Raw genomic sequence first — 13443 nt, forward strand, 5'->3', positions numbered from 1 at the left:
AAATTGTGGAAGTAAAAGTAGACAATACTAAGAATGGCTATATTAAATAATTTTCTATTACTTATTAATCCGTACGAAATAAAGCCTCATCTAGTCTATGTCCCATATCGTTGTACACATATAAACAAAGAAAGAGTGCTTAATAGCACTCATATTCTTTGCAAAAAAGTCTTGATAAGTTGGCCGCCTAACGGTGGGTTTCGCTTAGATTCAATCTTTTGGGGTTCTTCCACAGCTTTTTTGTCCTAGAGTCTTTGCCGTTCCAGCGGCGAAGGCTCTTTTTATTTTATGCTGAAAAACGATTGCTTTTAATACTACCACTTGTCCGTTGTTGAATCAATGGGAGGGCGCTTTTTGTTTTTGTCCATGATACCAAAATCCAGATATGAATTGGATTGACCTTTCCTGCAAAATTTATGGCAAGAAAATTCATTTCATAAAAAAATTCCCGGTGGCAAGACGCCCATAATATGGTATGGTATTAGAGTAAAAAGCGAATGTATGTTTCCTAAAAAAGAAGTCGGATGCTCTAAGCAATTTCAATTCATAGAGAGAAAGAGGTGGATTCCTTTGTCGTTTGTCGGGCGTCTTGCCTGGTTTTTTCGCGACCGCTGGGGGCCGTATGTGCTGGCTATCGTGCTGATGGCTGCGGTTAGCGTGCTGAATATTTTGCCGCCGCGGATGATCGGAAGCGTCATTGACCACATCCGCACCGGTTCTTTGACGGCCGAAGGGCTGTGGCAGAGCGTGCTGCTGCTCATCGGCTTGGCCGTTGTACTGTATATCATGATCTACGTATGGATCACGACGCTGTTCGGCAATTCGCTGCTGCTCGAAAAGCTGCTGCGCAGTCGGTTAACCGCTCATTTGACCCGGATGTCCCCGTCGTTTTTCCAGCGAAACAGCACCGGGGAACTGATGGCTCTAGCCACTAACGACGTGCCCGCCATCGGCCAGACGGCCGGTTACGGCGTCATGACGCTTGTGAATACGATTGTCGGTACGACGGTCGTGCTCGTGACGATGATTTCATTCATCAGCTGGAAGCTGATGCTGGCGGCACTTCTGCCGCTGCCGCTGCTCACGGTGCTGATCAGCGTCCTCGGCAAGCATACGCGAAAGCGGTTCATTGCCGCGCAGACGGCGTTCGGACGGATGAACGACCAAGCGCTGGAGTCGATTTCCGGCATGCGCGTGATCCGCTCGTACGTGCAGGAGGAGCACGACCTCGACGCATTTGACCGGATCACCCGCGACGTAATGGATAAGAACATCCGTGTGGCCGCCATCAATGCATTGTTCCATCCTGCCATCTCGCTGATCGTCGGCTTGAGCTACGTTATCGGCATCGGGTACGGGGCGTATCTGGTGTTCCACAACGACATTACGCTCGGGCAGCTCATATCGTTTAATATTTATCTCGGCATGCTGATCTGGCCGATGATCGCCTTCGGCGAGTTCATCAACGTACTGCAGCGCGGGACGGCTTCCGTCGACCGCTTGACGCGCAGCTTCGAGCAGCAGCCCGAAGTGCAAAATCCCGCTCATCCGGTAGATGTCGACCGTCCGGAATCGATCGAGCTGCGCGACCTTACGTTCCGCTATCCGGGAGCGGCCCAGGATAGCTTAACTGGCGTCTCCTTGCGGCTTGAGCGCGGGCAGACACTCGGCATCGTAGGGCGGACCGGCAGCGGCAAAAGCACCCTGCTGAAGCAGTTGCTGCGCTTCTATCCGGCCCCGGCTGGCAGTGTGCGCCTCTCGGATGTGCCGATCGAGGAGCTGGCGATCGAACGCGTGCGCGGCTGGATCGGCTACGTATCGCAGGAGCATCTGCTGCTGTCCAAGTCTGTGCGCGACAACATTGCGCTGGGGCGTCCCGACGCCTCGCCGGGGGAGATCGGCCGGGCCATTGAGATGGCCTCGTTTACACAGGATGTGGAGCAGCTGCCCGAAGGGCTGCAAACGATCGTAGGCGAGAACGGCGTCATGCTGTCTGGCGGGCAAAAGCAGCGGGTAAGCATTGCCCGCGCTTTGCTGACCGACCCGGAAATTCTCATTCTCGACGACTCGCTATCTGCCGTGGATGCCCGCACCGAAAGCGCCATTCTCGGGCACATCCGTGCTGAGCGCGCCGGGAAGACGACTCTGATCGCCACGCATCGGCTGTCCGCCGTCATGCATGCCGATTGGATCGTCGTGCTGGAGGACGGACGCATTGCGGAGGAAGGAACACATGAGCAGCTGCTGCAGCGCGGCGGCTGGTACAAGGAGCAGTTCGAGCGTCAGCAGCTCGAAGCAAGCTTGCTGGACGCTTCATCATAGGGCCGCGATTCCAAGCCAACCGGGAAGGACGTGAGTCATATCGCCATAGAAACGAACGAATCATCGGGCAAACCCATTTTGCGCAGGCTGCTCGGTTACGCGCTGCTTTTTAAATACCGTATCGCACTAGCCCTGCTGGTGCTCTGCTGTGCGGTCGGCGCGGAGCTGGCCGGACCGTTTATCGCCAAAACGATCATCGATCGTCACATCGGCGCCATCGGGCTGCCATGGGTTGAAATCGCCTCCGGCCTTGATCTGCCCAAAGAAGGGGTCAAACAGGCCCACGTAGACGGGAAATTCTACATTCGTCAGGATTGGATGGAGGAAGCGGAACGCCGCGGCGCCGTCTTTAACCGGTCCGTGATGAAGGACGCGCGGATTTTGCAGCTGGAGGGCGGCTTGTACTTGGTACGCCAGCCGGCTTCGTTGGAAGGTCAATGGTCGCTCGTCGGCCCGGCGAAGGACGGGGAAGCGGCCGAGGTGAAGCGCACGGTGCCCGGAGGCCGCAGCGAGATGTACCCGGCGCGCAAGCTGTCTGCGACGGAGACGGCGCAGTTTTACCAGCATGACGTTGGTCCGGTCGCTCGTTGGTTGGGGCTGTTCGTCGGTCTGCTTGCGCTTGGCAGCATTCTGCATTACGTGCAGGGCTTGACGCTGCAGACGACGGCGCTGCGCATCATTCAGCGGATGCGGATGGATCTGATGCGCCACATTCAGCGGATGCCGATCCGCTATTTCGATAATACGCCGATCGGGCAGGTCGTATCTCGGATTGCGAACGATACGGAAGCGATCCGTGATCTGTTCATGAGCTTTATGGCGACGTTCGTGGTGAGTACGATCAACATCGCAGGCATCTACATCGCCTTATTTTTGCTTGATGTCAAGCTGGCACTCGTCTCGCTGCTGCTGCTTCCGTTGTTTGCCGTCGTTATGTTCATTCATTTGAAATTTTCGCAAAAGTACGTCGCCATCATGCGGGCCCGGTTGAGCGATATGAATGCGATGATCAGCGAATCGATTGCGGTCATGCCGATCCTGCAAGCGTTCCGTCAGGAGAAGAACCGCCTGCGGGAGTTCGATGCGCTCAACGAGGACCGTTATCGGAACCATATCAAGCAGAACCGCGTATTTTCGCTGTCCTCGCGCAATTTCACGGGACTCGTCGGGGCCTTTTTTACCGCCGGCGCCATCTGGTATTTCGGCGGGCAATCGCTCCAGACTTCGATCTCGTTCGGCGTGTTCTACGCGTTTATCGATTATACGGGGCGGCTTTTCCAGCCGATCATCGGCATTTTCGACCAAATGCTCAATGCGCAGCGGGCCGTCGTGTCAGCGGAGAAAGTGTTTCACCTGCTCGACATCGAAGGCACCGAAGTGGTTTCGTCGGACGCAGTACCGCGGCCGGAAGGCCATGTCGTCTTCGACAACGTGACATTCGCCTACAAAACCGGAGAGCCCGTGCTCCGCGGCATTTCGTTCGAGGCGAGAAAAGGCGAGACCATCGCGCTTGTCGGGCATACCGGCTCGGGCAAAAGTTCGATCATGAACCTGCTGCTCGGCTTCTACGAGCCGACGGAAGGAGAAATCCGTGTCGACGGAACGGAAATCCGTACGCTTTCGAAGCAGGCGCTGCGCAAGCATATGGGCATCGTGCTGCAGGACCCATTTTTGTTCGCAGGCGACATCAAGTTTAACGTGAGCTTGTACAACAAACGGATTGGGCCGGAGCAGGTTCGCCAGGCGCTCAAGGATGTCGGCGCGGCCTCCTTCGTCGAGCAGTTGCCCGGCGGTGTAGACGAGCCGGTAGTAGAGCGGGGGAGCACATTGTCCGCCGGACAGCGGCAGCTCATCTCCTTCGCGCGGGCGCTTGCCTTTGATCCGGCCATTCTCATTCTCGATGAGGCGACGGCCAGCATCGACAGCGAGACGGAGGGACTCATTCAGGAGGCGCTGCGGGTCGTCAGCGAAGGCCGGACGACGTTCGTGATCGCCCACCGGCTGTCCACGATCCGTGAAGCCGATCAAATTCTCGTGCTCCATCGCGGCGAGATCGTCGAGCGGGGCAATCACGAGCAGCTGATGCGGCTGCAAGGGCGTTACTACCGCATGTACCAGCTCCAATCCGGCAGTACGGCTCAGACGACGGCTTGATGGATAACCGCAAAAAAGGGAATTCGATGGCGCTACATGCTGCGCTGCGAATTCCCTTGTTTTTTTCGGATATGTATTTAAAATTGTAGTCGCAAATAACCGGAAATGTGGTAAAATAGTCCTGATTTTCATTTCGAAATGAAGGAGGACAACCATGAAAAAACTGATCCTGCTCCTGATGAGCGCCGTGCTCGCACTCAGTTTCGCCGGTTCTGCTTCCGCAGCGACAAAAGTAAAGAGTTACACCAAGAAAAACGGCACTCACGTCCAATCCCATAATCGATCCAATAAAGACAAGAGCTTCAAGAACAATTGGAGTACCAAAGGCAACACCAACCCTTACACCGGAAAAAAAGGAACGAAGACACATAAGTAATGATCGCGCCCCCTCTCAAGGGGGTTATTTTTATTGTTTATTCAGCAACATAAGAATGTTGTCCATAGTTTCGCGATGATTGGGATCTGCCGATAATTGCTGAAAACTATGCATTAGTCTTTCTTTATCAGCCAAATTTTTTTGACTAGCATAGAGATTCCTAAATTGATTAATAAGCTCTGACGTTGTGCCTGTTATATTGCTGGTCTCATGATTATAGGATGAATATTTGGATAATGCGTTTGCTTTGGAGGCATGTTCGATCGCGGTTAAATAACCGGTATAATTTCCATCGGTTACAGAATCAAGAGATCCGGAAATTCTTCCTATAGACGCTTTAAAGTCTAGATCAATCTTTTGTTGCTTATTATTCGTGGTCATTTGATTCTTAATTAAGTAAACATTTAATGCTAATGAGGCTATCAAGGAAAAGCTCAAGATGAGTTTTGACAATTTCATTACCTATCACACCCCTTAAGGCTAAGCATGAAATCTAGTATCTAGCCTGCTGACATGATAATACAACCTAAGGTTACCCAAACTAGGATAGAAAAAAGTATCGAAACTGCCACCCTCCGCCTTTCTTTTCCTTCGACAAAGCACCCAATAAACAAATACATAAAAAGGAATGCAATCATTGGGCTAGCAATAATAGCCAAGAAAAGCCATAGTTTATCCATAATATTTCTCCTTTAAAGTGGATCCATAGAGTGGTCTGATCTTTCGATAATTTGATTAAGTGGAGTAGGACATCTGAAAGAGGAATTGTACTTTGCTTCGCAGCAACGGATGATCATACAGATTTCGAAGGAAGCAACTTTGTTGCGCCAGTAACGTCAAACAAATTATACCAATATTATGGGGTTAATACAAAATGAGGAAGTATGTAATCGGATTTGTTTGTGGTGCGTTTATTTCCATGTCTACTATGGTTTATGCCTCGGATTCCATTCAAGCTTTTTTATTTCCAGTGAAGATCAGTTTCAATGGCAAGAGAATGGATATGAGCGAATACAAGGTATTAAATTACGAAAATCATGCCTATGTCCCTATTCGATTCATTGCAGAAAATGTGGGAATATCGATAAATTATAATCCCCACCTTAATGAAATTACCTTAAAAGATGCCCCGCTTGTTCCGATCCCTTTGTCCACGATATTAAAAAGCGATTTTAATAACATTACAAAAATCGAAGTGCAATATGGAGATAGTGGAAAAGTCATAAAGATCAACGATGTGCAGACGATCGGTGACATTTCGAGTAAGCTAAAAGAAATCAAGCTTAGTAAAAAGAGCGATCAATCCCGTAGTTATGGATACTTATATTACCTTACGATCATGGATGGGGACAAAGAATTAACGTATACCAGCACCCTATCATTAGAGGATGTCTACTATGAATTAACCCCATTAACAAATGAGCTGGACAAGTATATTTTAGCATTAAGGTATAAGGTCAAGGTGAACTAACCTATTCCTCAGTGCCTATCATTTTCTGTTATCAAGACGTATACCTACAATTGAGAATACAGTAGTGATAATGAGAATGAGAATTAAAACTGGAATAACAAGGTAACCACCAGCAACTTCCGTGCTTTCATCTAACCAGTAAGCGAAAAAATTAAATAGCAGCGAACAACCGACAAATGCATAGATAAAAAAAGTTGAGGTCGTCTTTTTTTCAAGAATATGCAATGAAAATGCCGCTATTGAAATAGGGACAATGAACATGGCAAATGCGATATTGTATTCGTGGGAGTTTCCAAAATGTAAAGGAACTAAAGAACAAGAGATGGAAATGGCCCATTTTGCAAAGATCAAACTATACTTATTCAACTTATACTTGCGAGTTCCGTTTTCTTCTATTACTTTTCTGACTAGTTTATATAGTAAATAACAGAATCCAAGCAATAGAGCTATGATTAAAAGAATGCAGGAATAAATAATGATCATATTTATCTCCTTCTCGTTTTTATTAGCAGATTAACCTCATGAGCTCAGTGTATTCCAGTATTAGAATATCGAATAGTACTAATTACTAATAGTACTGGCTAAGAGCAAAAAAGAACGCTCCCGCGTCTTCACCTACGGTGCGTCCTTTCCTGGGCTAACTCTTTACGAATCGTGATATTCGCAGTTGCGGAACACCTCATATTTCCATAGATCTCCGTCATACTCCGCCCCCGTGTAAAAGAGAGCAAATTCTACAGGGACATTCGTCGCAAGCACGTCATCCAGGATTGTCCGGATGCTGCTCACGACTTCCGGCGACTGCATGATCCACTCCTTGCTTTTCCAAGCCAGTGTTCCTTCCGCGGATTCCGTCAAATCCCCTGTAAATTGATCGGCAACAAAAATGTACATGCCGCCCGCCTGATTCCAAGTGGCGATCCCTTTGAACTGAACAGACTGGAGGTCCAGTCCGGTTTCCTCCTTGACTTCACGAATGACGGCCTCCCGGGGCGTTTCATCCGGCATCATCTTGCCTCCGACGCAATTCCACATATTCTTAAAGGGAGGATTATTCCTTCGAAGCATCAAAAATTGCTCATCCCGGGTAATAAAACAATGCACATACTTGATCTTCATCATATCCTCTGCTACCTTACAAGCAAGCTGATCAATTTCTCTTTGAATAAAGGATTGTTAATCGTTTTGCACACTTTGGCATTCGGGGTATGGCCTCCAAAGCCGTCGGAAATGGCCAGCTTACTGCCGTCATTGAGGATCACTTGGCCATAGGCGGCTTCTTCCATGGTGCAGACGTAGCAGTAACACCATTTGTCTTCAACGACGATTTCGTTCCAGAGCACGACGCCCATAGCCACGGCATCAGGCAAGTCAACAATCGGTTCATTGCATCTTTGGATATTAAATTCCAGCAAGGAACGGTTGCATTTTACGGAAAATACGGCTTCCGGCTTGCCGCTTGCCAGCAATATATCCATATCGTCCTTCGTCAAAGCCGCTTCTCCTAAACAGACGTCAAATCCAATAATGGTCATAGGTATACCCGAGTTGAGCATAATACGATAAGCTTCCGCATCGACATACACGTTAAATTCCGCAACCGGTGTCGTATTTCCGGGGCCAAAGCCCGAAGTGCCCATGGTGTAAATATGCTTTACCTTTTTCATGGTTTCGGGCGCTTTTAGAATCGCAAGGGCAATATTGGTCACGGGACCGATGGTGACAATTTCGATTTCACCGGGGTTCTTTTCGACAATGTCCAGAATCGCATCTACGGCATGCCGGCTTTCCGGCAAAAGCGTAGGATGAATCAGATCGCAATCTCCCATGCCATCCTCGCCATGCACATTGACAGCGGTAACCAGATCGCGCATTAGCGGCTTGGCCGCTCCGACATAAAGAGGCGGCTTTTGCCCGTTCGCCACTTCGATGGTCATCAGCGCATTTTTGGTAGCCAATTCAAGCGGGACGTTGCCGCACACGGTCGTAATCGCTTCGACCTTAACATCGGCTGATTTTAGTGCCATAATGATGGCTACAGCATCGTCACTGCCGGTATCCGTGTCGATAATTAATTTTCTCATAAATAAGACCTCCTGTTTTCGGTGTGGCCTTATTATATAAATCCAACGAGCATGAAAATAGGTCAAATGACCAAAAGGCAAAAAGAAGGTGGAGCACATGGATTTCAAAGAGATTGTGAATACCGCGCCGGAGCAGATCAGAAAGGAATTTAGGTATAGAAAGCATAAAAAAGGCAGCCTGCTCCTTCGGCCGCATGAGGAAAATCATTATCTTTATATTTTAACCGCGGGTCAAGCGGAGGTATACAGACAAAGCTACGCGAGAGCGATGCTTTCCGTCTATATTTACGATGCGTATAGCTGCTTCGGGGAGATCGAGATTTTTAACGATCAAATGAAAACACTCGGCGTGATTGCCAAACAAAACTGCGAAACGTTAGCTCTCCATAAAACCAAGGTGGTTGAATGGATGAAGCTCGACTTTGATTTTAATTTATATCTTGTGAAGCAGCTGGCCTCCAAATTAATGCTGAGTACGGACACCGCGGCGAAGCTATCGCTGCTGACCTTGAAAGACCGGATTTTATTTAGTCTGCTTCATCATTATAAAGTCGGCGATTTGGACAGCCTCACCAAGCAAATGCTGTCTAGCGAGGTCTGTGCGCCCATTCGAAGCTTAAATCGTTCCATCGCTCAGTGTATCCATGAGGGGTTGATTCATTATAAACATAAAAAATTTTCCATAGCTTCTATTGAAGAGATTGAAAAATACCTGGAGGAATTTCTGCTAACTTAAAAGCGAGAATTTCTGTCCACATGCTTACTCCAGAGCCGCTTCCTCTTCATCCCTGCTCTGAATCACGAGCAGCAGGCCGTCCCGGATGCGAATGTGACCGGCTTCGCCGAGCAGCACGTTGCTGATGCCAAGCGATTGCCCGATCGTCAGCGTCGCTTCATTAAGCGGGTACTGGAACCCTGCGAGCGTAATTCCCGTCACCTCGATGCTCAGCGGGAGCAACGACACATGGGTGAACCGGCTCCGGTTGACCGTTAGCGGCGCGCTGCCGTCCATCAGCATCAGCTCGTTGCAGGCGTCGGCGATGCGGCAGCGGATGCCCGCGGCCAAAGCCTTGCGCAGCAGATGGACGTTCGCGAGCGAATGGTCCCATCGGGTGCCAAGCACGCCCAGCAGTACGATTTCCTCGGCGTTATGTTCGAGCGCCCAAGTGAAGGCCATCTCCGTGTCGGTCAAGTCTTTCCATACCGGATCGCAGGCGACGAACTCGCGGCTGGCACAGCGTATTTCCTCAAGCTCCACCGAGCTGACGGAATCGAAATCCCCGAGCGCCATATCCGGCCGGTATCCGTGCCGCACTAGAAAGAGCGCCCCGCGGTCCGCCCCGACCAGCACGTCGCCTGTGCGGATTTCCCGCAAAGCCCAGCCCCCCAGTCGGCCCCCTGAGAAAATAAGCACCCGTTTCCGTTCCATCCGTCCGCTGCCTCCTACCAAACTTAGTGGAATCCATTATACCATGATCGAGATCAAGAGAATACGCAGGTGAAATTGAGATGAAGGGGGCGAGTAAGGTATAGTTTTGATAAAAGAGCAGTTAAGGCTGGAGAAAAGGGAGAGGACGGCACGTGATCACTCGTCGGCGGTACGAAAATTTGGACGGCAGCCAAAACCGTAAAAAGCTGGCCCACCTGCGCCAATGGCGCAAAGAGCGCAAAGCGAAAATTAAAGACTTGTCCTACCGCGTGCCGCAAGCCGAAGCGCGGCAGCTCGATTACTTGCGCAGCAACCGGACGAAGACGACGGTAACTTGGATCGGGCACTCGACGTTTTTGCTGCAGATGGGGGGCAAAAACCTCATCACCGACCCGGTATGGGCGACCCGAATGGGGCTGGAGAAGCGCCTTGCGCCGCCCGGCTTGCGGCTGGAGGAGCTTCCGCCGATCGACGCGGTGCTGCTGTCGCACAGTCATTACGACCACATGCACCTTCCGACGCTGCGGCAGCTTGCGCGGGCCAACGCCCGAATGCAGCTGTTTGTCCCAGCCGGGCTGGTAGCCAAGCTGCGCTCCTGCGGGTTCGCGCACGTGACCGAAGCCAACTGGTGGGAAGAATTCCGGTTCGGTTCGCTGGAGCTGCATTTTGTTCCGGCGCAGCATTGGACGCGCCGCACGCTGTTTGACATGAATACGTCGCATTGGGGCGGCTGGATCGTTCGGCCGACGAATCACGGCGGGGAGCGGCACGCGATCTATTTTGCCGGGGACAGCGGCTATTTCCCGGGCTTCAAGCTGATCGGGGACCGCTTCCCGATCAAGTGGGCGTTGATGCCGATCGGCGCCTACGAGCCGGAATGGTTTATGTCCCAGCAGCACGTGAGCCCCGAACAAGCCGTTCAGGCTTTTCTCGACTGCGAGGCCGAGCTGTTCGTGCCGATGCACTACGGCGCGTTCCGGCTTGCAGACGACACGCCGCGCGAGGCGCTCGACCGGCTGCTCGCGGAATGGGCGCGGCGGCAGCTAGAGCCGGAGCGGCTGCGGGTGCTGCATCACGGGGAGACGCTGCGGCAATAGCCGGGCGATGGCGGGAGGCTTTGCCGCCCCGGGGCTCAGTGCGCAGGCCGTCTCCCGGGGAGGGGAAGCCGCCGCCCACCCCGCGTTAACACCGAAATGAAAACGCATTCTTGACTTCGAGAGGCGTTGCCCGTTATGTTGGAGGTAGAAACGCGACCGAGGTGCAGCCATGCTCAACTATTTTATGAACCCGAAAAACGCCTTTTACCGCAAAAGCCTCGTTTTCGTCCTGCTGGTCGCCAGCGTGCCGACCGCGCTTCTGGCGTTCCTGACTTATTATGTCGGTGTCCGGCAAATCGAGCAGGAAGTGAACCGGACGCATGAGGTCCGTCTGGAGCAAACGGTGCTCCGGATGAATGACCAATTGAGCCAGCTCGAAAAGATGGTGACGATGTGGAAATACAATCCGATGCTGCAGCCTCCACTCGGCGATATGACACTCGAATCGTTCCAGCAGGAGATCGTGTTCACACAGAAGCTGGCCCGAACGCTGCTGGTCATGAGCAACTCCAGCCCCCTAATTCGCGAAGTGCGCCTGTTCCTGCCCGATTCGTCCTTGTACGTCTCGGCGCTGAACAGTAAAGTGGCGATACCGATCGACAATCCGGAAGAAAATGAATTTTTCCGTTCGTTATTCCTGAAAGAAATGGAGCAGTACTGGACCTTCTCCCAAGGGTCGCTGGCGCTTGTACAGACGATTCCGGACCGTTCTCCCTTCGGGTATTTGCTCGTCCAGTTCAACGCGGCCGAGATGAACCGGCTGCTGCAAATGGACGGGGAGCTGCAGGGAGCGGCTTTTCTGCTGAAGTCGAACGGGGATTGGCTCGATGTGAACGTGACCAAGGAAGCGGACAAGCACCGGTTCGACTATTTTCTCCGCGACGAAGTGGCGAAGGAGTCGGCTCAGGCGAAGACGGGCTCGTTTTTCCGGGAGTGGAACGGGGAGAAATACGCCGTTTCGTTCGGTACGCTGGAGAAGCACGGCTGGCAGTACGTCTCCGCCACTCCGGTTTCCAAGCTGACGCAGCCGGTCGTCAACACCTCCCGGGCGCTGCTGGCGATGGGAGGACTCGGGATCGCCGTCGCGGCTTTGATGTCGTGGATCGCTTCGCGAAGGCTGGTCCGGCCGATCGCCCGGGTGGTTCAGCTGTTCCGGTCGGACAAGCACGGCTTGGGCGATTTGAAGGGGCAGGACGAGCTGGAGCTTATCGAACGGCAGTGGCTCCACTTGAACAGCCAGAGCAAGCAGCTTCACGAACGGGTCGAGCAGCATCTGCTTACGCTGAGGGAATTGTTCTTGTTCCAGCTCATGAACGACCACTTGTCCCATCTGAACGAGGAGGAGCTGCGGCACCGGATGGAGCAGTACGGGTGGGAGCTCGGCGGCAGGACGTTCATACTCATGAATGTCCGGCTGCTCGGCTTTTCCAAATTGCAGGGCCGGTTCGGCGAAGGCGACGAGCAGCTCGTGACGTTTGCCGCGGCCAATGTGATCGGGGAGCTGGCAGAGAAGCGGTTCGAGCAGTTCGGTGTCGTGAACGAGCAGGAGCTGTCTGTCAGCCTGCTGCTGCTCGTGCCGAAGGGTGAGGACATGGGCGAGATGCGGAAGCAGCTGCATGCGTTCAGCGAAGAGTTGATTCACTCGCTGCATGCGATTCTGCATATGAACCTGCTGATCGGCTTGGCGAAGGAAACGGAGCTGCTGTCCGAGCTGCCGCGGGTATACGAACAGGTCGTCCGCTCGTTCGGTTACCGGAATTTGAACGAAATGAATCAGATTCTGGATTTGGAAAGCTTGGTGCTCAACGACACCCCGATCCTGTACCCCTTCTCCGCGGAGAAGGAGATGATCCGCCATATGCGTTCCGGCGACCGGGAAGCGGTGACGGGTGCGCTGGAGACGTTCATGAAGGAGCTGACGGAGCACGGTCAGACTGAGATGCAGGTCCGGCAGGGCATGAACCAGTTGCTCGGCACGCTGCTGCATCATATGCTGTTGTCGGGCCTTAGCCCGCAGCTTTTGTACCCGAATGTCGACTTGTATGAGCAATTGAACCGTCTGCGCGAGCCCGATGAGATGGCCTCCTGGTTTCATGCGAAGCTAAGCGCTTACATGGGCGCGTTGTCGAACACGCTGAACGACACCCAGGACCGGCTGATGCAGGAAACGGTCGAGAAAGTGAAGCAGTCTCTGACGGAGGAATACGCGCTAGATATTTCGCTGGAGACGTATTGCGACCGGTTCGGCATCAGCTTGTCCAAGCTCAGCGCCGGGTTTAAAGAGACGACCGGCGTCAATTTTATCGACTATTTGACCAAGCTGCGTCTGGATAAATCCAAGGAGCTGCTGCTTTATTCGAACGAAAAAGTGAATGACATTGCCTATCGCGTCGGCTACCAGCCATCGTATTACTACCGCGTGTTCAAAAAGCACGAAGGAGTGACCCCGACCCGGTACCGCGAAATGTTCCGAAGCGAAACCCGCGAAGCTTAACCGCTTTGCGGGTTTT

At 52.2% G+C, this 13443-nt stretch carries 13 protein-coding genes; 7 read left to right on the top strand and 6 right to left on the bottom strand.

Going from position 1 to position 13443, the window contains the following annotated elements; all coding sequences use genetic code 11:
• The first annotated feature begins 570 nt into the window (after positions 1-570).
• From NI000_RS28545 to NI000_RS28555, 3 genes are all read left to right on the top strand, one after another.
• Entirely contained in the window at positions 571-2322 is a 1752-nt protein-coding gene (locus NI000_RS28545) for an ABC transporter ATP-binding protein (RefSeq protein WP_253414756.1), read from the top strand.
• 30 nt (positions 2323-2352) lie between these two features.
• Positions 2353-4476, top strand: coding sequence for an ABC transporter ATP-binding protein (locus NI000_RS28550; protein ID WP_375541014.1), 2124 nt, complete (start codon positions 2353-2355; stop codon positions 4474-4476).
• A 154-nt stretch (positions 4477-4630) separates the two neighbouring features.
• A complete protein-coding gene (locus NI000_RS28555) occupies positions 4631-4852 on the top strand; it encodes a hypothetical protein (RefSeq protein ID WP_253414757.1) in 222 nt (73 codons plus the stop codon).
• Positions 4853-4882: 30 nt separating this feature from the next.
• On the opposite strand, the gene NI000_RS28560 is transcribed toward NI000_RS28555, so the two are convergent.
• Positions 4883-5311 (bottom strand): hypothetical protein, encoded by a 429-nt coding sequence (locus NI000_RS28560; protein ID WP_253414758.1) that lies wholly within the window; start codon positions 5309-5311, stop codon positions 4883-4885.
• Between the two features lie 41 nt (positions 5312-5352).
• Positions 5353-5532 (bottom strand): hypothetical protein, encoded by a 180-nt coding sequence (locus NI000_RS28565; RefSeq protein WP_253414759.1) that lies wholly within the window; start codon positions 5530-5532, stop codon positions 5353-5355.
• Between the two features lie 194 nt (positions 5533-5726).
• Here NI000_RS28565 and NI000_RS28570 point away from each other — a divergent pair, with 194 nt between their 5' ends.
• A complete protein-coding gene (locus tag NI000_RS28570; RefSeq protein ID WP_253414760.1) occupies positions 5727-6323 on the top strand; it encodes a stalk domain-containing protein in 597 nt (198 codons plus the stop codon).
• 18 nt (positions 6324-6341) lie between these two features.
• Here the strand turns inward: NI000_RS28570 and NI000_RS28575 are convergent, their stop codons facing one another.
• The 3 genes from NI000_RS28575 to NI000_RS28585 form a co-directional block, all read right to left on the bottom strand.
• A complete protein-coding gene (locus NI000_RS28575) occupies positions 6342-6806 on the bottom strand; it encodes a hypothetical protein (RefSeq protein WP_253414761.1) in 465 nt (154 codons plus the stop codon).
• Between the two features lie 162 nt (positions 6807-6968).
• Entirely contained in the window at positions 6969-7445 is a 477-nt protein-coding gene (locus tag NI000_RS28580; RefSeq protein ID WP_309247942.1) for an NUDIX hydrolase, read from the bottom strand.
• Between the two features lie 8 nt (positions 7446-7453).
• Positions 7454-8407, bottom strand: coding sequence for a nucleoside hydrolase (locus tag NI000_RS28585; RefSeq protein ID WP_253414762.1), 954 nt, complete (start codon positions 8405-8407; stop codon positions 7454-7456).
• Between the two features lie 97 nt (positions 8408-8504).
• Between NI000_RS28585 and NI000_RS28590 the strand changes: the two genes are divergently transcribed.
• Positions 8505-9143 (top strand): Crp/Fnr family transcriptional regulator, encoded by a 639-nt coding sequence (locus NI000_RS28590; RefSeq protein ID WP_253414763.1) that lies wholly within the window; start codon positions 8505-8507, stop codon positions 9141-9143.
• A 24-nt stretch (positions 9144-9167) separates the two neighbouring features.
• Here NI000_RS28590 and NI000_RS28595 read toward each other — a convergent pair whose 3' ends face one another.
• Positions 9168-9836 carry a thiamine diphosphokinase gene (locus NI000_RS28595; protein ID WP_253414764.1) on the bottom strand — a complete coding sequence of 223 codons (669 nt, stop codon included), beginning with the start codon at positions 9834-9836 and terminating at the stop codon, positions 9168-9170.
• 152 nt (positions 9837-9988) lie between these two features.
• On the opposite strand from NI000_RS28595, the gene NI000_RS28600 reads away from it, so the two are divergent.
• Both NI000_RS28600 and NI000_RS28605 read left to right on the top strand, forming a co-directional pair.
• The gene (locus tag NI000_RS28600) at positions 9989-10933 is read left to right on the top strand and encodes an MBL fold metallo-hydrolase (protein WP_253414765.1); all 945 of its coding nucleotides are present in this window, start codon (positions 9989-9991) and stop codon (positions 10931-10933) included.
• 184 nt (positions 10934-11117) lie between these two features.
• Entirely contained in the window at positions 11118-13427 is a 2310-nt protein-coding gene (locus tag NI000_RS28605; RefSeq protein ID WP_253414766.1) for a helix-turn-helix domain-containing protein, read from the top strand.
• The last annotated feature ends 16 nt before the right edge of the window (positions 13428-13443 follow it).

This window comes from Paenibacillus tyrphae (genome assembly GCF_024158745.1).
Taxonomy (GTDB): domain Bacteria; phylum Bacillota; class Bacilli; order Paenibacillales; family NBRC-103111; genus Paenibacillus_G; species Paenibacillus_G tyrfis_A.

Coding starts and splice junctions, on each gene's coding strand:
- NI000_RS28590 (WP_253414763.1), top strand. CDS start 8,505: ATGGATTTCAAAGAGATTGTGAATACCGCGCCGGAGCAGATCAGAAAG.
- NI000_RS28570 (WP_253414760.1), top strand. CDS start 5,727: ATGAGGAAGTATGTAATCGGATTTGTTTGTGGTGCGTTTATTTCCATG.
- NI000_RS28555 (WP_253414757.1), top strand. CDS start 4,631: ATGAAAAAACTGATCCTGCTCCTGATGAGCGCCGTGCTCGCACTCAGT.
- NI000_RS28605 (WP_253414766.1), top strand. CDS start 11,118: ATGAACCCGAAAAACGCCTTTTACCGCAAAAGCCTCGTTTTCGTCCTG.
- NI000_RS28580 (WP_309247942.1), bottom strand. CDS start 7,445: ATGATGAAGATCAAGTATGTGCATTGTTTTATTACCCGGGATGAGCAA.
- NI000_RS28575 (WP_253414761.1), bottom strand. CDS start 6,806: ATGATCATTATTTATTCCTGCATTCTTTTAATCATAGCTCTATTGCTT.
- NI000_RS28585 (WP_253414762.1), bottom strand. CDS start 8,407: ATGAGAAAATTAATTATCGACACGGATACCGGCAGTGACGATGCTGTA.
- NI000_RS28595 (WP_253414764.1), bottom strand. CDS start 9,836: ATGGAACGGAAACGGGTGCTTATTTTCTCAGGGGGCCGACTGGGGGGC.
- NI000_RS28560 (WP_253414758.1), bottom strand. CDS start 5,311: ATGAAATTGTCAAAACTCATCTTGAGCTTTTCCTTGATAGCCTCATTA.
- NI000_RS28565 (WP_253414759.1), bottom strand. CDS start 5,532: ATGGATAAACTATGGCTTTTCTTGGCTATTATTGCTAGCCCAATGATT.